This window comes from Salegentibacter salinarum, assembly GCF_900168115.1.
Lineage (GTDB): Bacteria > Bacteroidota > Bacteroidia > Flavobacteriales > Flavobacteriaceae > Salegentibacter > Salegentibacter salinarum.
In genome coordinates, this window is record NZ_FUZC01000005.1 from 258,488 (window position 1) to 276,440 (window position 17,953).

General features: G+C 36.6%; 17 protein-coding genes. 8 read left to right on the top strand and 9 right to left on the bottom strand.

The genetic code is table 11. The annotated features are described in order from the left end of the window. Positions 1-137 precede the first annotated feature (137 nt). The 3 genes from B5X53_RS08410 to pabB all read right to left on the bottom strand — a co-directional run bounded on the left by B5X53_RS08410 (position 138) and on the right by pabB (position 4,877). Positions 138-2,153 carry a protein-disulfide reductase DsbD family protein gene (locus B5X53_RS08410; RefSeq protein WP_079712790.1) on the bottom strand — a complete coding sequence of 672 codons (2,016 nt, stop codon included), beginning with the start codon at positions 2,151-2,153 and terminating at the stop codon, positions 138-140. Next, the gene (tilS, locus tag B5X53_RS08415) at positions 2,150-3,460 is read right to left on the bottom strand and encodes a tRNA lysidine(34) synthetase TilS (RefSeq protein WP_079712791.1); all 1,311 of its coding nucleotides are present in this window, start codon (positions 3,458-3,460) and stop codon (positions 2,150-2,152) included. The genes B5X53_RS08410 and tilS overlap by 4 nt, the downstream gene beginning before the upstream one ends. Before the next feature lie 121 nt (positions 3,461-3,581). Continuing rightward, a complete protein-coding gene (gene pabB / locus B5X53_RS08420) occupies positions 3,582-4,877 on the bottom strand; it encodes an aminodeoxychorismate synthase component I (RefSeq protein WP_079712834.1) in 1,296 nt (431 codons plus the stop codon). A 215-nt stretch (positions 4,878-5,092) separates the two neighbouring features. Here pabB and B5X53_RS08425 point away from each other — a divergent pair, with 215 nt between their 5' ends. After that, positions 5,093-6,043 (top strand): sterol desaturase family protein, encoded by a 951-nt coding sequence (locus B5X53_RS08425; protein ID WP_079712792.1) that lies wholly within the window; start codon positions 5,093-5,095, stop codon positions 6,041-6,043. A 3-nt stretch (positions 6,044-6,046) separates the two neighbouring features. Here the strand turns inward: B5X53_RS08425 and B5X53_RS08430 are convergent, their stop codons facing one another. Continuing rightward, positions 6,047-6,583 carry an NADPH-dependent FMN reductase gene (locus B5X53_RS08430; RefSeq protein ID WP_079712793.1) on the bottom strand — a complete coding sequence of 179 codons (537 nt, stop codon included), beginning with the start codon at positions 6,581-6,583 and terminating at the stop codon, positions 6,047-6,049. A 584-nt stretch (positions 6,584-7,167) separates the two neighbouring features. Here B5X53_RS08430 and B5X53_RS08435 point away from each other — a divergent pair. From B5X53_RS08435 to B5X53_RS08445, 3 genes are all read left to right on the top strand, one after another. Then, on the top strand, positions 7,168-8,517 hold the full coding sequence (locus B5X53_RS08435; RefSeq protein WP_079712794.1) for a DEAD/DEAH box helicase: 1,350 nt from the start codon (positions 7,168-7,170) through the stop codon (positions 8,515-8,517). Between the two features lie 6 nt (positions 8,518-8,523). Further along, entirely contained in the window at positions 8,524-9,396 is an 873-nt protein-coding gene (locus tag B5X53_RS08440) for an aldose 1-epimerase family protein (RefSeq protein WP_079712795.1), read from the top strand. Between the two features lie 80 nt (positions 9,397-9,476). After that, positions 9,477-10,571, top strand: coding sequence for a DUF748 domain-containing protein (locus B5X53_RS08445; RefSeq protein ID WP_079712796.1), 1,095 nt, complete (start codon positions 9,477-9,479; stop codon positions 10,569-10,571). 156 nt (positions 10,572-10,727) lie between these two features. On the opposite strand, the gene B5X53_RS08450 is transcribed toward B5X53_RS08445, so the two are convergent. Both B5X53_RS08450 and ytxJ read right to left on the bottom strand, forming a co-directional pair. Further along, positions 10,728-10,976, bottom strand: coding sequence for a hypothetical protein (locus tag B5X53_RS08450; protein ID WP_079712797.1), 249 nt, complete (start codon positions 10,974-10,976; stop codon positions 10,728-10,730). A 93-nt stretch (positions 10,977-11,069) separates the two neighbouring features. Further along, a complete protein-coding gene (gene ytxJ, locus B5X53_RS08455) occupies positions 11,070-11,459 on the bottom strand; it encodes a bacillithiol system redox-active protein YtxJ (RefSeq protein ID WP_079712798.1) in 390 nt (129 codons plus the stop codon). 181 nt (positions 11,460-11,640) lie between these two features. On the opposite strand from ytxJ, the gene clpB reads away from it, so the two are divergent. Beyond that, positions 11,641-14,247 carry an ATP-dependent chaperone ClpB gene (clpB, locus tag B5X53_RS08460; protein ID WP_079712799.1) on the top strand — a complete coding sequence of 869 codons (2,607 nt, stop codon included), beginning with the start codon at positions 11,641-11,643 and terminating at the stop codon, positions 14,245-14,247. 71 nt (positions 14,248-14,318) lie between these two features. Here the strand turns inward: clpB and B5X53_RS08465 are convergent, their stop codons facing one another. Then, a complete protein-coding gene (locus B5X53_RS08465; protein WP_079712800.1) occupies positions 14,319-14,504 on the bottom strand; it encodes a CsbD family protein in 186 nt (61 codons plus the stop codon). Positions 14,505-14,624: 120 nt separating this feature from the next. On the opposite strand from B5X53_RS08465, the gene B5X53_RS08470 reads away from it, so the two are divergent. Together B5X53_RS08470 and B5X53_RS08475 are read left to right on the top strand one after the other, a co-directional pair. Continuing rightward, positions 14,625-15,719, top strand: a complete 1,095-nt coding sequence (locus tag B5X53_RS08470) for an esterase-like activity of phytase family protein (protein WP_079712801.1) — start codon at positions 14,625-14,627, stop codon at positions 15,717-15,719. Between the two features lie 3 nt (positions 15,720-15,722). Next, the gene (locus B5X53_RS08475; RefSeq protein ID WP_079712802.1) at positions 15,723-16,265 is read left to right on the top strand and encodes a SixA phosphatase family protein; all 543 of its coding nucleotides are present in this window, start codon (positions 15,723-15,725) and stop codon (positions 16,263-16,265) included. 45 nt (positions 16,266-16,310) lie between these two features. Here B5X53_RS08475 and B5X53_RS08480 read toward each other — a convergent pair whose 3' ends face one another. Both B5X53_RS08480 and B5X53_RS08485 read right to left on the bottom strand, forming a co-directional pair. Further along, a complete protein-coding gene (locus B5X53_RS08480; protein ID WP_079712803.1) occupies positions 16,311-16,643 on the bottom strand; it encodes a hypothetical protein in 333 nt (110 codons plus the stop codon). Further along, positions 16,607-16,963 (bottom strand): hypothetical protein, encoded by a 357-nt coding sequence (locus B5X53_RS08485; RefSeq protein WP_079712804.1) that lies wholly within the window; start codon positions 16,961-16,963, stop codon positions 16,607-16,609. The genes B5X53_RS08480 and B5X53_RS08485 overlap by 37 nt, the downstream gene beginning before the upstream one ends. A 134-nt stretch (positions 16,964-17,097) precedes the next feature. On the opposite strand from B5X53_RS08485, the gene B5X53_RS08490 reads away from it, so the two are divergent. Next, on the top strand, positions 17,098-17,910 hold the full coding sequence (locus B5X53_RS08490; protein ID WP_079712805.1) for a response regulator transcription factor: 813 nt from the start codon (positions 17,098-17,100) through the stop codon (positions 17,908-17,910). Positions 17,911-17,953 lie beyond the last annotated feature (43 nt).

The following is a 17,953-nucleotide window of genomic DNA, read 5'->3' on the forward strand; positions in this document are numbered from 1 at the left end:
TTTAAGGGCCTAAGATAGAAATTACCCCGATAAACCTAAAGGAATTTTACTCGATAATCGAGAATTAAATACTCCAGGGCTTAACTAATAATTCAAGTATAATTTTTTCTAAAAACTTCTCGTAATTCTGAAGTAGATTATTTCCTCGCGGTTTCCTGAAATTTGGCAAGACCTTCTTTTAACCAGCTTAAATATTCTGATTCGTTTGGCGTATAACCAACAGGTTCATTAAGAAGGTTCACGTCATTATCTAACAAGACGTAAAACGGCTGCGAATTATTCTTGAAATTAAGAGTTTGGAAAGTCGCCCATTTATCGCCAATAGTTTGAATAGGTTTTATTCCGCCTTTTGGTTTTAGATAATTAAATTGCTCATCTTCCGGTAAATCTTTTCTATCATCTACATAAAGCGAAATAAGGATATAATCATCGTTTAAAACATCAAAAACTTCGGGATTACTCCAAACCTGTTCTTCCATTTTACGGCAATTTACACAAGCCCAACCCGTAAAATCAAGGATTATAGGTTTGTTTTGTTCCCGGGCTGCTTCCAGGCCTTTATCCCAAACTTTATAGGCTTCCAGGCCTAAGGGTGCTTCAGTTCCTTTATCGTAAATACTATAAAATAATGGAGGTGGAAACCCGCTTAAAAGTTTAAGATTTGCTGCAGAGGTATTGGTTAAACCAGGAATCAAATAAATCACGAACAAGAAAGTGATTACGCCCACTCCAAACCTGGCTTTACTAATTCTCTTCTTTGGCCCATCGTGAGGAAAACGAATAAATCCGAATAAATACGCCATTAGACCTAAACCAACGAGAATCCAAATTCCGAGGAAAATCTCACGTTTTAAAAGTCCCCAATGCTCTACAAGATCGGCATTAGAAAGGAATTTAAAGGCCAATCCTAATTCTATAAAACCTAAGGTCACTTTTACCGTATTTAGCCAACCGCCGCTTTTGGGTAACGAATTAAGCCAGTTAGGAAACAATGCAAAAAGCGCAAAAGGCAATGCCAGGGCAAGCCCGAAACCGCCCATTCCCATAGAAAGTTGCATTGCACCACCATCACTGGTTAAAGACCCGCCTAGAAGCGAACCTAAAATTGGGCCGGTACAGGAAAAAGAAACCAGTGCCAAAGTAAGCGCCATAAAAAAGATACCGACAAAACCACCAACACTGGAAGCTTTATCATCCATTTTATTACTCCAGGAACTCGGCAAAGTAATCTCGTAATATCCAAAAAAGGAAAACGCAAAAATTATAAAAATGATAAAGAAAATAATATTCAACGTAACGTTGGTGGAGATATTGTTAAGAATTTCAGGGTTTACGCTGTCCAGTAAATGAAATGGTAAACTGAGCAACAGATAAATTATGAATATAAAAAAACCGTATAAAATTGCATTTACCAGCCCCTTTTTTCGGTCTTTAGCTCCTTTGGTAAAAAATGAAACCGTAAGCGGAATCATAGGGAACACACAAGGCGTTAACAAGGCGATTAAACCCCCAATAAATCCGAGTAAAAAGATATTCAGGAAATTATTGCCCTCTTCCTCTTCAGGAGCAAACTTTTCCATTCCGGAAACTTCTATATTTAAAGCTTCGGTTAGTTCTTTATCTTTTTCTGAAATTTCCAGGTCGGTAAAACCTTCGGTTACTTCATTTCCATCCAGAGAAATCGTGAAACGCTCGGTTTCAGGAGGTAAACATTTTTCATCATCACAAACCGAAAAATATATTTCAGCAACAATTTCTGGTTTAGATTCCCCAGGAACTTTAATTTTTTGGGTAAAAACCGCCTCATCTTCAAAATAGGTAATATCGGCTTCAAAGACCTTATCGTAAATGGGTTCTATCTCAGGCTCTGTAGTTTCCCCTATAAGCTCAAAATTCCCTTCAGAATTATAAGAAAAAGTGGTGGCAATTGGCGCGATATCAATATCGGCCTCTTTTTGTGAATATAAATGCCAGCCATCTTCAAGATTAGCCGTGAAAATAAGGGTGAAAACACTGTCATTTTCTTTTTCTACCGACGCCTCCCAGGTAATAGGATCTGCCATTTGAGAATCGCCGCTACCGTCGTCAAAATATTGTGCCTGTAATTGAAGTAAAGGAATTAAGAATAAAAGCAGACTCGCCAGATATTTCATAAACTGAAGGTAATTTTTATAATTTTTTGATCGGGTGAAGAAATTGAAAAACGCCTGTCGGCGCGTTGATTGATCACCCAGACAATTTTATCTCCCGAACACAGCAACCAGCTGTTTTCTTTCTCGGGCAAAGATAATTTTTTGTCCTTAAAGAAGTCGCTTAACTTCTTTTTTCCTTTCATTCCAAACGGATAAAACAAATCGCCTTCCTGCCATTTTCTCACCGTAAGCGGATAATCAAGTTTTTCAGGATCTACATAAATACAATTGGAAGCTTTTTCTTTTATTTCTTTAACTTCTGAAAACGAAAAAGTTCCCATAGGCAGCATCGCAAAATCTTCATCTTCAGCAATTTTATAAACTTTATCTTCCACCTGACTTTTTTCAGTTAAAATCAAATATTCCCGGTCTTTCACTAGTCTATGGGATGCTGAAAAAACCATCTTCCCGGGCTGAGCATCTAATAAATTATATACATCGTTCCATTCGGTAAAACCGAAAGATTTAAGCAACTGATACAACACCGCCGAAGTATTCGGAACTTTTTTAAGGTAACCTATGTCCATGCTGTATCCGTATTTTGTTTTTTCTATAATTTTCGGGTAGAGCAAACTCATATAATCCTCAACCAGTTCTTCGTTTTCCTTTAAATGCGACTGGGTTTTTAAAAAAGTTTCTAAAAATTGAGGATTAAGTTCCTCAAAAACCGGTACAATGTCGTGCCGAATTTTATTCCGAAGATATTTAGTAGAAGTATTGCTGCTGTCTTCCCGCCAGGAAATATTATTTTCTATTGCATAAGCTTCGATTTCTTTTCGGGAAAAATTAAGTAAGGGTCTGATTATTTTATTGCTATCTGAATTTATCCCGCTTAAACCTTCCAAACCGGCCCCACGTAATAAATTGATAAAAAAAGTTTCCAGGCTATCGTTGGCGTGGTGAGCCGTTAATGTATAATCATATTGATATTTTAGCCGTAGTTCCTCAAACCACTCATACCGAAGATCCCGCGCCGCCATTTGAATGGACAAGCCATTGTCTTTCGCATACTGCTCAGTATCAAAATTTTCTACAAAAAGTTTTACTTTCAGCTTTTTTGCAAAATCGGCAACAAAATCTTCATCGGCGTCACTTTCTTCATCCCGAAGGTTAAAATTGCAATGTGCCAAAGCGAAATCAAGTTTGGCTACGCTGCACAAATGAGCAAGAACCACACTGTCTACCCCACCACTAACTGCCAGTAAAAGCTTGGTATTACACAGGTAAGGAAACCTGGTTTTGATCTCGTTTTTGAAAGCTTTTTCCATAGAAAATCAAAGATACGAAAAGAGTTTGCAGTGTTTAAGCAAGCAGTCTACAGAATCTTATGATCACTATTTATTAAAGGAGCAATCCACCACTAATTTAAGAGATTTTTACTTAAAAATGCTAAGAAAGAACCTTTCTCATAGCGGATGCTTTCAGCAAACATTCTTCGTACTCTTTTTCTGAATCTGAACCGGCTGTTATCGCACCTCCCACCGAAAAAGAAACATATTTTTTTGCTGAATTATAAAGAATGCTGCGTATCACTACATTAAAATCAAAGTCACCGTTTGGGGTAAAATATCCAACCGCGCCGCTGTAGAGTCCGCGTTTGGTTTCTTCCAGCTCTTCGATGATTTTCATCGCTGAAATTTTTGGAGCGCCCGTCATACTTCCCATTGGGAATGTGGCACGCAAAGCTTCAACCGGTGGAATACCGTGGTCGATTTCTGCAGAAATGGTAGAAATCATTTGGTGCACCTGTTTAAAGGAATAAACCTTGCAAAGTTCATCGACTTTTACACTTCCCTTTTTGGCTATTTTAGAAAGATCATTTCTAACCAGGTCAACAATCATCACGTTTTCAGATTTTTCTTTTGGATCGGTGGAGAGTTGATTGGCAATTTCAGCATCTTCTGTGGAATTCTGAGAACGTCGCGCAGTTCCTTTTATAGGTTGAGAGATTAATTTATCTCCAGATTTCTTTAAATAACGTTCCGGCGAAGCCGAAAGCAAATAATGTTCTTCCAGTTTAAGAAAAGTGGCAAATGGTGGACCTGAAATTTCATTGAGTTCCTGAAAAACATTAAAAGGTTGAATCTCTCGGTTTTCAGCAAAAAACTCCTGACAAAAATTGGCTTCATAAATATCTCCCCTTTGAATATAGGCTAGCATTTTCCCGACTTTTTTCAGGTAATCCTCTTTAGAAATTCTGGCCTGTATAGGTTCTCGGTTATCAGTTGTCGGTGGGCGGTTATCAGTGATTGTGAGATTTAAAATTTCATTAAAATCATCTTCAATTTCATCATCAAGCATATTTAAATAATGCATCTCCAATTGGTCACCTTTCAGCAGAAATAATTTTTGTGGCTGGAAAAAATAAAGATCCGGAAAACCGAGTCTGTCGTGGTTTTTGGATGAAAGCGCCTCTATATCATTTTTAAGATCATAAGACAAATAGCCAAAAACCCAGTCTTTGGTAGTTTGCTGGTATTCCTGAAGTTTTGCAAAAGCCTGGTGATAATCGGTTTTTATCGCGGTAAATGCTCCCAGCGCGAGTAGCGCATCAAATTCACCGTGCTCCTGCTGATAATTATTGCTATCCAGCCAGGCAATTTCCTCGAACTCCCGGCTCCATTGCAACAGTTGTTGTTTAAATTTTAAAGGCTCTTCTAAAGTGTAAGTCGATTTAGTGCGCACCTGGCTTTTAATTTGGAGCGCAAAGGTAAGAACAATTTGACGTAGCACATATTTTAATCCCTTTACAATTTGCTGAAAACCTTTTTAGAAAAATCTACAATTTTAAAGAGAAAAGAAATTAACTAAAAAATACTTTTGAAATTGTTGGAAAAAAGTTTAATATTAAGATAAGACTTCCAAAGTACGAATTACAAGATAAAGATCTAATATTCCCAATGTTTACAGATACAGAAAAACTCACTTTAGCCGATATAGAAAACCTGGATTTCACTACTGTAATTTGGATTGCTGCCCCACTTATGTTTTTGTTTGTTCTCATCGAATTTTTAATCGGAAGAAAAAAATATAAGAACCTTTACTCGGGGAAAGACTTTCTGGCTTCTTCAGCTATCGGAATCGGTAATTTAATCCTGAATGGTTTTATGAAAATAGGGGTCTTTATGATTTTTCTTTTCTTTTTCAATCTGGCGCCCTTTAAAATACCACCTACCTGGTGGTCTTATGTTTTGTGCTTAATACTATTGGATTTTAGCAGGTACTGGTCACATCGACTCGCACACGAACAACGTTTCTGGTGGTCTACGCACGTTGTTCACCACTCTTCAGAACATTATAATTTATCTACTTCTTTTAGACTCTCCTGGACACAAAATTTAAAAATAATTTTCTTTTTACCGGTAGTTCTATTAGGTTTCCATCCGCTAGTATTCTTTATTGTTCATCAACTGGAAGTGCTCTATCAATTCTGGATTCATACGGAATTGATAAAAAAATTACCAAAACCAATAGAGTATATATTTACCACGCCATCGCATCACCGTGTGCACCATTCGGTTAATGAAAGATATTTGGATAAAAATTATGGATCTACTTTTATTTTCTGGGATCGCATTTTTGGAACATTTCAGGAAGAAGATGAAAAGCCTCGGTACGGGATCACTAAACCGGTAAATTCATACAATCCCTTTTTCCTGGTTTTCCACGAATGGATTGATATTAGTAAAGATATCTGGAAATCGAAATCATTAAAAGAAGCCTGGATAATTTTATTTGGAAGCCCTGTAGACAAACACAAGGAAGATATGGGAATTAAAGGGAAATCTGATGCTGAATTGGCCAATATTGGCAAAGCAAATGAAGAATTCAATATAAAAAAAGCAAGGTGATTTTTATTCTTCCAATTGATGAGAAAAAGTAGTTAAAACGTCCTGAATTCCCATATCCAGTACTTCGTTCAACATTTCGCCATCTTTAAAATTATCGTTGAAAGAAGGAAAACTAAAACTTTCTATCACTTCGCCACCAAACCTTGGTAAAATTCCTTTGGTATATTCTAAAGCTGATGCCGCTCCGCGTTTTCCGGGTGATGTACTGATTAATAAGATTTTTTTTCCGTCCAGGAAATTCCGGTCTAAACGTGAAAGCCAGTCAATGATATTTTTAAAATACGCCGAAACATTGCCGTTATGTTCGTTTACCGCAATTACCAGCGCATCGTGTTCTTTGATAATGTTATTAATTATTGTGGCGCCTATAGGCATTCCTTTTTCCTTTTCCCTGTCGGCACTGTAAATAGGCAGATCATATTGCTTAAGATCCTGGATTTTCACCTCGTGCCCCTGGATGCGATTGGCGACGTGTTTTAATAATTGAAAATTAATAGAGGTACTACTATTTGAACCGGCAAAGGCAAGGATCTTTTTCATCTTGAGTTTGAATTTCACCAAAAATACCGAAATAAATGAAATAACTCATTTTGATAATATCAGAGTTTTTCTTGATTCATAGTTCGTAATTGATTACGTCACCCGGAAACCTGTGATAAAAAAATTATCTAGCCTAGGATGACTTTTTCGACCATAGCGAGTTTTAAATTCCGTGTGTGAGTGTAGAAAATCAGCAACGTTAATAATTTTTGAAACCTTGGAAAAAATTTAGCTGCTGATTTGCGATTTTTTGGTCTTGTTGCCAAAAAAACACCTCCACACAAAGGACGCCCTTTTTTGTTTCGTTTCTTGGGCGAGCGAAAAATGAAACTTCCCAATCTGGCAAGTCCCTATTAAATTAATTAGAGCAATTCTAAATATCAGAATTTAAAAAACATCAATGGTAAAATGTTTATCTCAGATGCTGAAACAAATTCAGCAAGACGGAATTATAAAATTTTAAGTATTTTAGTTTGAGATCCCGCCCTGCGGCGGGATTAATTCAACTAACTATATTAAAATTGCCTACAGCAATTTTAATATAGAGTTTCACTAACTTTGCCGATTCATAAAAACTTCATTTAGTGACTTTTCAAGACTTAAATATTACTACTCCTTTACGCAATGCACTGGAAGATATTGGGATTACCACGCCCACTCCTATTCAGGAAGAATCTTTTTCTACCATTATGTCGGGAAAAGATATGGTGGGAATTGCCCAAACCGGAACAGGGAAAACCTTTGCCTATATGCTTCCCATTTTACGTATGCTTAAATATTCGGAACAGAAAAATCCGCGGGTGCTGGTTTTAGTTCCTACGCGCGAGCTTGTGGTGCAGGTGGTTGAAGAAATTGAAAAGTTAACCGCTTATATGAATGTTCGCGTTACCGGAATTTACGGAGGCGTAAATATGAACACCCAGCACCAGTCGCTTTTGCAGGGTCAGGATATTATTGTGGCCACGCCGGGAAGGTTGTACGATCTTGTGCTTAGACGCGCACTTCAGCTAAAATCTATCCAGAAACTGGTGATAGATGAAGTTGATGTAATGTTGGATCTCGGTTTCAAATTTCAGATAAATAATATTTTTGAATTGCTTCCACAGAACAGGCAAAATATTATGTTTTCGGCAACGATTACAGAAAATGTTGAAAATCTAATTGAAGCTAATTTTAAAAGTCCTGAAACGATTTCTGTGGCAGCGAGTGGAACGCCACTGGATAATATTAAGCAAACCGGGTACAAAATCCCGAATTTCTATACTAAGGTAAATCTACTGAAGTATCTTTTAAAAGATAAGGAAACCTACTCCAAGGTATTGATTTTTGTGGCTTACAAGCGAATGGCCGACCGACTTTACACCGAATTACAACAGCATTTTACGGATGAATGTACAGTGATTCATTCTAATAAAACACAGAATTACCGCTTGCGGAGTATAAAACAATTTGGCAGCGGATTTTGCCGAATTTTGGTTGCTACCGATGTTATGGCGCGAGGCCTCGATATTGAATCGGTAAGCCATGTAATTAATTTTGATACGCCAAAATATCCTGAAAATTATATGCACCGAATTGGTCGAACCGGAAGGGCCGAGAAAGAAGGCAATTCAATTTTAATGACTACCGAAGCTGAAATGGAATACCTTGATAAGATTGAAGCCTTAATGAAAATGGAAGTTCCGCAGGAAGAATTACCAGAGGAAATCGTGGTTTCTTCAGAATTAATTCCCGAAGAGCAACCAAAAGTTTTTGAAATTAACAATCCCGGGAAAAATAAAGATGAGGATGCGCCGGGGCCTGCCTTTCACGAGAAAAAAGAAAAAAACAGGAAAGAGAACCTGGGTGGTTCTTACAGAAGGGAAATTGCCAAGAAATATAAAAAACCTAAAACCCGCGGGGACAAAAATGCTAACCGCAAAAGGAAAAAATAAGCCAAAATGCACGAATTACAGAATGAATATCTAAGTATAAAAGTGAATCCCGTTGGAGCCGAATTATCCAGCCTGAAAAACCTGGAAAGCGGTATTGAACATCTATGGCAGGGAAATCCTGAATTTTGGGCAAGCCGGGCACCAAATTTATTTCCAGTAATTGGGGTTTTAAAAAATGGTGAATTCATTTTTGAAGGTAAATCTTATAAAATGCCCAAACACGGTTTTGTAAGATATAATGAGGAAATTCAGTTAAAAGAAAAAACCTCGAATGCATTGGGTTTTCAGCTAGAATATTCGGAGAAAACTTTAGAAAGCTATCCTTTTAAATTCAAGTTTGAAATTTCCTTTATTCTAAAAGATAAAAGTCTTGAAGTTCATCATAAAGTTTTCAATTTAGACGAAAAGCCCCTTTATTTCTCACTTGGTGGGCATCCTGCTTTTAACGCTCCTATTAGTAAAAATGAAGTTTACGAAGACTATTACCTGGAATTTGACCAAAAAATGGATCTTAGAACCCACGTTTTAAGCGAAAACGGATTGATAAGCGATAAAACCGAGGGTATTTTAGACAATGAAGATAAAATTAGGTTACACAAAGATCTTTTTGCTAAGGATGCACTGATTTTTAAAAATATTCCGTCTAAAAAAGTAGCTTTAAAAAGTAAAAATTCAGGAACAATCTTATCGGTAGCATATTCAGATTTTAAAAACTTAGGAATTTGGGCCAAACCGGGCGCGCCCTATGTGTGTATTGAACCCTGGCTGGGCATTGCAGATATTGAAGGTACCGATCAAAACCTAAAAACCAAAGAAGGCATTGAAATTCTTGAAGCCCATACAACTTTTGAAGCTACTTATACAATTCATATTAATTAGCATTTTTTCCGAAGTATTTTTAAAATATTTTTAACTTAACATACTAATTTTTAATCTCATTTTAGCATAAACTTCTGAGCATGAGTGAAAATGGGAAAAGGAAAAAGTACCGTAAGAAAAGGTATGTCTTACCTATTCTTATTGTTTCGTTAGTGATAATTGCCAGGATAGCACTTCCCTATATTCTTGAAAATTACGTAAATAAAACCCTGAATAATATTCCCGGTTACGAAGGTAGTGTTTCAGATATTGACCTTTCCTTATGGCGTGGCGCTTACCAAATAGAAGGTTTGATTTTGCGGGAAGAGAATTCCCTGGGAGAAAAACCCCTTTTAGACTTTCCGTATAGCGATATTTCTATAGACTGGGCCTCTTTATTTAAGGGAAAGATTGTTAGTGAAATTGAAATGCAGGATCCTAATTTCAATTACATTTTCGAAAATCAGGAAGAGGAAGATGAAGCAGATGTTGAAGATTGGACTAAAGCTCTTACCAATTTAGTGCCTATAGATATTAACCATTTTGTAGTGCATAACGGGACTGCAAATTTTGTAGAAGTATCTGCAGATCCTCAAATCAGTTTATTTTTAGAGAAAATTAGTTTAGAAGCACATAACCTTAGCAATGTTGTGAATAAAGAAAAAGAACTTCCCTCCCATTTATGGGCAAATGCTGTTTCTATGGGCGGTGGCGATGTAGAAATTCACGGAAATTTAAATTTACTGAAACAAATTCCTGATATAGATATGGAATTTAGCCTGCAAAAAGCCGAAGCCACTTCTTTAAACGACATTACCCGCCGCTATGCCGGAGTAGATTTTGAAAGCGGAACCTTTGAATTATACAGCGAAGTTGCTATAGCCGACGGTTTCTTAAAAGGCTATATAAAACCGATGTTGATAAATACAAAACTTCTTTCAAAAGATGACGACGGCGGATTCTTTAAAAAGTTATGGGAAGGTTTTGTTGGTTTCTTTAAGTTCGTTCTTAAAAATCAGGGTACCGATACTTTGGCTACACGGGTTCCTTTGGAAGGGGATTTAAAAAATGTAGAATCTGGCGTTTGGACCACGGTTTTAAATATTTTTAAAAATGCCTGGATAGAAGCCTTCAAGGGATCTGTAGACGAAGATATTGAGTTTGAAGATGCTAAACAGGAAAGTGCTGAAGAATAGTTGGTAATCTTTTCCTGAAAAATAAAATTAAAAAACCTGCATAAATAAGTAATTCATGCAGGATTCATATTGTTTTGAATCATTGACCGATTAATATCGAACTGTTAGTGGGAAGCGGCAGTTGAAATAGAAACGAGGTCAAGCATTTGTATCGATCTATCGTTTATCTTTCTTAGCGGTTTTTTCCTTCTGGCTTTGATCCATAAACTCCCGCTCTTCCCGGGCACTGGCTTTACCGGTTTTTGCAGAATCTTCTTTACTATCTTTATTTTTAGACTTGCTTTTATCCCTATCGCGTTCTTTTTGCTTAAGATCACGAAATTCTTCCTGCTCCCGGTCTTTATCCTCCTTTTTCAAAGACTCCCAGTTCTCCTCCATTTTTTTAATATCTTCCTTCTTAGCCATTACAATTTAATTTATTGGTTTTTTGTAGATAAAAGATACAAATGCAATTCCATCAAACTCAGGTTACCGGCAGTTTTAACAAGAATTTATTTTTTAGGTTAAATCTTTCAATTTTGTAGCATTAATATCCTGGTGAGAAGCATGGTGCACTACTTCTTCATTTTGCATAATAATTAACTGCGGACTTTCGTGTCTTACACTCAAGTCATCGGCCACCGCGTTAGAAACATCACGATGCTTTCTTAAATCCAGAAAATAGAGTTTTGTTTTTTCATTTTCTTCATATTCCCTTTCAAAATTCCTCAACACCATTTTACTAATTCCACAACTTGTAGAATGTTTAAAAATCGCTATCGTTTTTTCTTTAGATTCTTCTTTAGCGATGGTAATCTGGTCTTTATCGGTTAAATCTGTCCAGGGAAATTCAGATTTTTCTTTCGCTTCATCCCCATCACTTTTAAATAATTTATCTAGTAAACCCATAGTTTTTTCTTTCGTATAAAATTAATTCTTAATAAATTTAATCTCCCTCTCAAATCAAAATTATTTTCAAAACTTTAACCCAAGTGTCAATTTGACGTTAATTTCTGAATAAAATCGGTCATTTTGTCTTAATTTTTTAATGGTATATCAATTGCTTTATTCAATCAAAAAATAAACGACTATGAACTTTAATAATTTTACCATAAAATCACAAGAGGCCATCCAGCAAGCACAACAACTTGCGCAGGAATTAGGCCATCAGCAAATTGAAAATGAACACATTTTTAAAGCAATAAGTATTGTAGACGAAAATGTAGCTCCTTTTTTGCTGAAAAAGCTAAACATAAACGTCAACCTTTTTAACGAAATTCTGGACAAAACCTTACAGAGTTTTCCGAAAGTAAGCGGGGGAGACATTGTGCTTTCACGCGAGGCAGGAAGATCGGTTAACGAGGCTTCTACAATCGCTAAGAAGATGAATGATGAATATGTTTCTATTGAACATCTTATTCTCGCCATTTTTAAATCGTCCAGTAAAGTAGCCCAAATTTTAAAAGACCAGGGCGCGACTGAAAAATCTTTAAAAGCCGCGATAGAAGAATTGCGCAAAGGAGATCGGGTGACTTCACAAAGTGCCGAAGAAACCTATAATTCCCTTGATAAGTACGCCAATAATTTAAACCGAATGGCTGAAGAGGGAAAGCTGGATCCTGTAATTGGCCGGGACGAAGAAATTAGACGAATTCTGCAAATTCTTTCCCGAAGAACTAAAAACAATCCAATGCTGGTTGGAGAACCAGGAACTGGTAAAACCGCAATTGCCGAAGGTTTGGCGCATAGAATTATTGCCGGTGACGTTCCAGATAACCTTAAGGATAAGGTGATTTATAACCTGGATATGGGAGCACTTATTGCCGGGGCTAAATATAAAGGTGAGTTTGAAGAACGCCTTAAAGCCGTGATCAAAGAAGTAACCTCCAGCGATGGAAATATCGTGCTTTTTATAGATGAAATTCATACGCTTGTTGGTGCCGGAGGCGGCCAGGGCGCTATGGATGCGGCAAATATTTTAAAACCGGCTTTGGCGCGTGGTGAATTGCGTGCAATTGGGGCCACCACTTTAGATGAATACCAGAAGTATTTTGAAAAAGATAAAGCCCTTGAAAGAAGGTTTCAAAAAGTAACGGTGGATGAACCTGATACTGAAAGCGCAATCTCTATTTTACGCGGAATTAAAGAAAAATACGAAACTCACCACAAGGTTAGGATAAAAGACGAAGCTATTATCGCCGCCGTAGAATTATCTCAGCGTTACATCACCAACCGTTTTCTACCCGATAAAGCTATTGATTTAATGGATGAGGCGGCTTCTAAACTGCGCATGGAAATTAATTCTAAACCCGAAGAACTCGATGTTCTGGATAGGAGAATTATGCAGCTGGAGATTGAAATTGAAGCTATAAAGCGTGAAAAAGATGAAACTAAATTAAAAACGCTTCGGGCCGAATTGGCAAACTTGAAAGAAGAACGCAACGAGTTACACGCTCGCTGGCAAAATGAAAAAGGCGTCGTAGACAATATTCAGAATTTAAAATCTGATATTGAAAACTTTAAAATTGAAGCCGAACGTGCCGAACGGGAAGGCGATTACGGAAAAGTAGCCGAAATTCGTTACGGAAAAATCAAGGAGGCCCAGGAGAAACTGGAAGAATTGCAAACAAGCGTTGCTAAAAATCAGAATGAGAAATCGCTTATCCAGGAAGAAGTAACCAACGAAGATATTGCCGAAGTTGTAGCAAAATGGACCGGAATTCCGGTGACTAAAATGTTGCAAAGCGATCGTGAAAAGTTGCTGAAACTTGAAGACGAACTGCATAAACGAGTAGTTGGACAGGAAGAAGCTATAATTGCTGTAAGTGACGCGGTAAGGAGAAGTCGTGCTGGTTTACAGGATCAAAAGCGGCCAATTGGTTCTTTCTTATTCCTGGGCACTACAGGAGTGGGAAAAACCGAACTTGCCAAAGCCCTTGCAGAATATTTATTTGATGATGAAGCTGCAATGACGCGAATTGATATGAGTGAATATCAGGAAAGGCATTCGGTGAGTCGCTTGGTAGGAGCGCCTCCGGGGTATGTTGGTTACGATGAAGGCGGCCAGCTTACCGAAGCTGTTAGAAGAAAACCTTATTCTGTAGTGCTTTTAGACGAGATTGAAAAGGCTCATCCAGATACTTTCAATATCCTATTGCAGGTGCTGGACGAAGGAAGGTTAACCGATAATAAAGGACGCCTGGCAGATTTCAAAAACACTATTATTATAATGACCTCGAATATGGGAAGCCATATTATACAGGAAAAATACGAGAATGTAAAAGACTTGGATACCGCGATGGAATCGGCTAAAACCGAAGTGCTGGCCTTATTAAAACAGAACGTAAGACCGGAGTTCATCAATAGGATAGACGATATTATTATGTTTAGTCCGTTAACGCAGAAAAACATCAGGCAAATTGTTTCGCTTCAGCTTAAAGGTGTGAAGAAAATGCTTGAAAAACAGCATATAGTTCTGGAGGCTACTGAAGAAGCAATCAGTTATCTCGCTGGTCGCGGATTTGATCCACAATTCGGCGCAAGACCTGTTAAAAGAGTGGTACAACGGGAAGTTTTAAATAAGCTTTCCAAAGAAATTCTTGCCGGGAATATCCAGACCGATCATATTATTCTGTTAGATGAATTTGACGATCAACTGGTATTTAGAAATGAAACCAATCCGGTAGAAACCGAATAGTGTTAGAAAAAAATTATAAAAAAGGCTGGGTAAAAATTTACCCAGCCTTTTCTCTTTTTCATAGTTGTAAACTACATACTATCAATTTCTCTTTTCAATTCTTCTTTAGTCTTACCGGTTCTTTCCTGTAAACGACCAAGCATTTCATCAAATTTTCCTTCAGAATATGTGGTATCATCGTCGGTCACATCGCCATACTTTTGCTTAAATTGACCTCTAACTTGTTTCCACTTTCCTTCTAACTGATCATTATTCATAATATATGGTTTTTTGTGTTAATAATATATCCAATTTACAATATGACTCCTGCTTAAACTCTCAATAAACTCCCATAATTCTCTTAAGGATTTGTTATTTTTGAACCTCAAATTCTATTGATGAAAAAACTCCTTTTATTCCTTTTAGCTACAGGCCTAATTGGCTGCGCTACCACTAAAAAAATTGATGATTCAAACATTAAGTTGCGCTATTTAGACGATGTGGTAATTCCGCAAAATCTTGAAGTTGAAGGAACCAAAGTGGGCGGACTTTCAGGCATAGATTTTCACCACGGGAATTATTACCTGGTTTGCGACCAGCCTTCCAACCCGCGTATTTATAAAGCTGAAATTCCATTAATTAATCGTTCTATAGACACGGTTTTAATTACTGAAGTTATTAAACTGGATAAAAACGATGAGTTTTATAAAAAAAACACACCCGATTTAGAAGGAATTAGATTTGATGCTGAAAAAAATGAACTTGTTATTTCTGCTGAAGGTTCTATTCAAAATGGTAAAGATCCCTCGGTTTTTCATATTTCTACCGAAGGGAATTTTATTTCAGCATACGAGATCCCGGAATATTTTAAAGCTTTAGGAGAACAAAAACCCAGAAATAATGGTGTTTTTGAAGGTTTAGCCGAAAGTTATGATAAAAAAGCTTATTGGGTGGCAATGGAACTTCCTTTGGAAAAAGATGGCCCTAAACCTAAAATCTATGCTACCAATTCGCCTGTTAGAATTACTAAATTCAATAAAAATACGCAAAAGGCAGAGCGACAATTCGCATATAAACTGGATGGAATTTCAAAATTACCAATCAATTGGTTTGCGGTTAATGGTGTTACCGAAATTCTGGAATATGCCGACGATAAATTCCTGGTTCTGGAACGCGCATTTTCGGCCGGATATGGTTCAAACGGAAATACCGTGAAAATTTTTGATGTAGATGCTTCAAACGCAACTAATACTTTGGAAATGGAAAACCTCCGAAAATCTGATTACCAATATGCAGAGAAAAAACTGGTTTTCGATTTTAAATCGGTTAAAAATTCCCTCACCGAAGAAACCATAGATAATATTGAAGGAATGACTTTTGGACCCGATTTGCCTAACGGAAAAAAATCTTTAATTCTGGTATCAGACGATAATTTTAGTAGCTTTAGTGATCAAATTACGCAGTTTATACTTTTAGAACTGGAAATAAATTAAAATATGAAACGATATCTTTTAGTTTTGTGCCTTATTATTTTAACCTCCTGCAATTTTGGAGATAAAGAACCTGAGGAAATTATGGAAGATGCAAAAGATCCTTCAGAAGAAATCACTACCTATTATTTTATTCGCCACGCTGAGAAGGATACTACAGATACTAAAAACGAAGATCCTGATTTGACTGAAGCCGGCCGAAAAAGAACCCAGGATTGGGTAAAAACCTTTAAGGATATAGATTTTGATCTTGTTTATAGTTCAGACTATAAAAGAACCTTAAATACAGCCGAGCCAATTGCTGATTCTAAAAACAAAGAAGTTAAATTCTACAATGCAGAAAAGTTAAACGATAAAGATTTCCAGGAAAACACGAAGAATAAAACAGTGTTAGTGGTGGGTCACAGCAACCTCAACCCCGAATGGGTGAATTATATTTTAGGAAGAAAAAAATACCAGGATCTTGATGAAAAAGTTTACGGTAGTTTATTTATAGTAACCATTCATCCAGATGATTCAAGGACTTCGCAAGTTTTGTATTTAAATTGAAATCTAAAGCGCCTCAATTAAAATTGGAGTTTAAAATTCAATTTTTTAGAAAGAAAAACCTATTCCTATATTAAAAATCATCCCTTCATATATCAAGTCCAGGAAGCCACTATCTGCCGATAAATCCAACTCCTGGTTTTCGGAGGTACCATCTTCAAATTCAACAAGCATGGGCAGACTTGAGGGGAAAGGATTAAAAGCATACCCGATTTCTGGTCTAAAGTAAAAGAAACCTCCCCACTTCGCACCTGCTTTAATATTAACCGAATTATTAGAAAAATCTACATATCCGTCTCCCAGGGCCTCATTTTGATTTTCTGCAATATTTGGCACGGTTCCTTTTAAACCATAATTTGAATAAGTGATACCGGCATACAAACCTTTTCCCGCTTTAAAAAATAATAATGAAGACCTAATTCCAGACAATCAAACTCCTGTTCCAAAATTTCATTATCCCCTTCAGCCTCAAAACCAAAATCTCCCGTGTCCATATTTATTTTAGAATAATCTGCACTCACAGCGAATTTCCTGTTTAGTAAAGGAAGAACATATTCTATATGTCCGCTAAGCAAATTTGGAATACCAGATTTTACAACTATCCTAAAAGGTCTTACATTTTCATACCCCTCCCGGACAGTATTCCTCTCCTGGTCAAATATGGTAGTAGAACTTAGAAAAATACCACTGCTTAACAGCATATCCTAAAAAAGTAGCTTCATATCATTTGTTAATAAGATATTAATACAAATAAATTTATATCGCTCTAATTATTAAGGCAATACTATTTCTGTGGTATTTTTTATATATTGTAAATGTTAAAAATTTAACTTTTATGAATGTAGATTTTAACTCAATAGCGCATTACTGGAAGCATAGCTACTGCAAGCCCATAGAAAGTAAGAAGTATGCAAATACAGAGCAATTTAAGAAAATGGCAAAGCTTATGGCGCCGGGTAAATCCTATTATTATATTGCCAATTTTCAAACCCTGGAAATAGAAATGATCTCTGATTCGGTTACTCATTTTATTGGTAAAAATCCAGGTTCCATAGAAAGAAAAATTGAAATACAGAATTTATTAGCTTTAGCATTACCTGAAGAAATTGAAAAAATACAGAGGAAGGAGCAAGTGATCAGGGATTTTTTTATGGATTATCTTCCTTCAGAGAAAGTCCAGGATTATAAGGTTCTTTATACTTATATTTTAAAAGATTATGAAGACAGCCGCAGGGTGATGCTCCACCAGGCCACACCACTCTCTCAGGATTCTGAAGGGCAATTTGTTCACGTTTTTAGTATTCATACAGATATTAGTCACTTAACAAATCAAAGTGTAGAAGAAGTTTCATTTCTAAATATAAATGGAGATACATCTTACTTAAATGTTTGTACAAAAAATGGGCGGTTTGATCCCAAAACTGATCGAGAACGAAATATCAAGAATAACCTTTCTGAAAGAGAACTGGAAATTACTAAAATGCTCGCTAAGGGTTTAAATGCCGATGAAATTGCCGGTAAGCTCTTTATCTCCTCCCACACCGTGAGAACTCATAGAAAAAATATTCTTAAAAAAACAAACTCCAGAAATACTACTCAACTTGTGTCCCGATGTATTGCAGCAGGATTTATTATCCCTGAAATTTAAAGCCCTCCAATTCAATGATTCTTTTCACTTTTGAATTTAATTG

Coding starts and splice junctions, on each gene's coding strand:
- B5X53_RS08475 (WP_079712802.1), top strand. CDS start 15,723: ATGAAACGATATCTTTTAGTTTTGTGCCTTATTATTTTAACCTCCTGC.
- B5X53_RS08450 (WP_079712797.1), bottom strand. CDS start 10,976: ATGGCTAAGAAGGAAGATATTAAAAAAATGGAGGAGAACTGGGAGTCT.
- B5X53_RS08485 (WP_079712804.1), bottom strand. CDS start 16,963: ATGCTGTTAAGCAGTGGTATTTTTCTAAGTTCTACTACCATATTTGAC.
- B5X53_RS08445 (WP_079712796.1), top strand. CDS start 9,477: ATGAGTGAAAATGGGAAAAGGAAAAAGTACCGTAAGAAAAGGTATGTC.
- B5X53_RS08410 (WP_079712790.1), bottom strand. CDS start 2,153: ATGAAATATCTGGCGAGTCTGCTTTTATTCTTAATTCCTTTACTTCAA.
- B5X53_RS08470 (WP_079712801.1), top strand. CDS start 14,625: ATGAAAAAACTCCTTTTATTCCTTTTAGCTACAGGCCTAATTGGCTGC.
- tilS (WP_079712791.1), bottom strand. CDS start 3,460: ATGGAAAAAGCTTTCAAAAACGAGATCAAAACCAGGTTTCCTTACCTG.
- B5X53_RS08425 (WP_079712792.1), top strand. CDS start 5,093: ATGTTTACAGATACAGAAAAACTCACTTTAGCCGATATAGAAAACCTG.
- B5X53_RS08490 (WP_079712805.1), top strand. CDS start 17,098: ATGAATGTAGATTTTAACTCAATAGCGCATTACTGGAAGCATAGCTAC.
- B5X53_RS08430 (WP_079712793.1), bottom strand. CDS start 6,583: ATGAAAAAGATCCTTGCCTTTGCCGGTTCAAATAGTAGTACCTCTATT.
- clpB (WP_079712799.1), top strand. CDS start 11,641: ATGAACTTTAATAATTTTACCATAAAATCACAAGAGGCCATCCAGCAA.
- ytxJ (WP_079712798.1), bottom strand. CDS start 11,459: ATGGGTTTACTAGATAAATTATTTAAAAGTGATGGGGATGAAGCGAAA.
- B5X53_RS08440 (WP_079712795.1), top strand. CDS start 8,524: ATGCACGAATTACAGAATGAATATCTAAGTATAAAAGTGAATCCCGTT.
- B5X53_RS08465 (WP_079712800.1), bottom strand. CDS start 14,504: ATGAATAATGATCAGTTAGAAGGAAAGTGGAAACAAGTTAGAGGTCAA.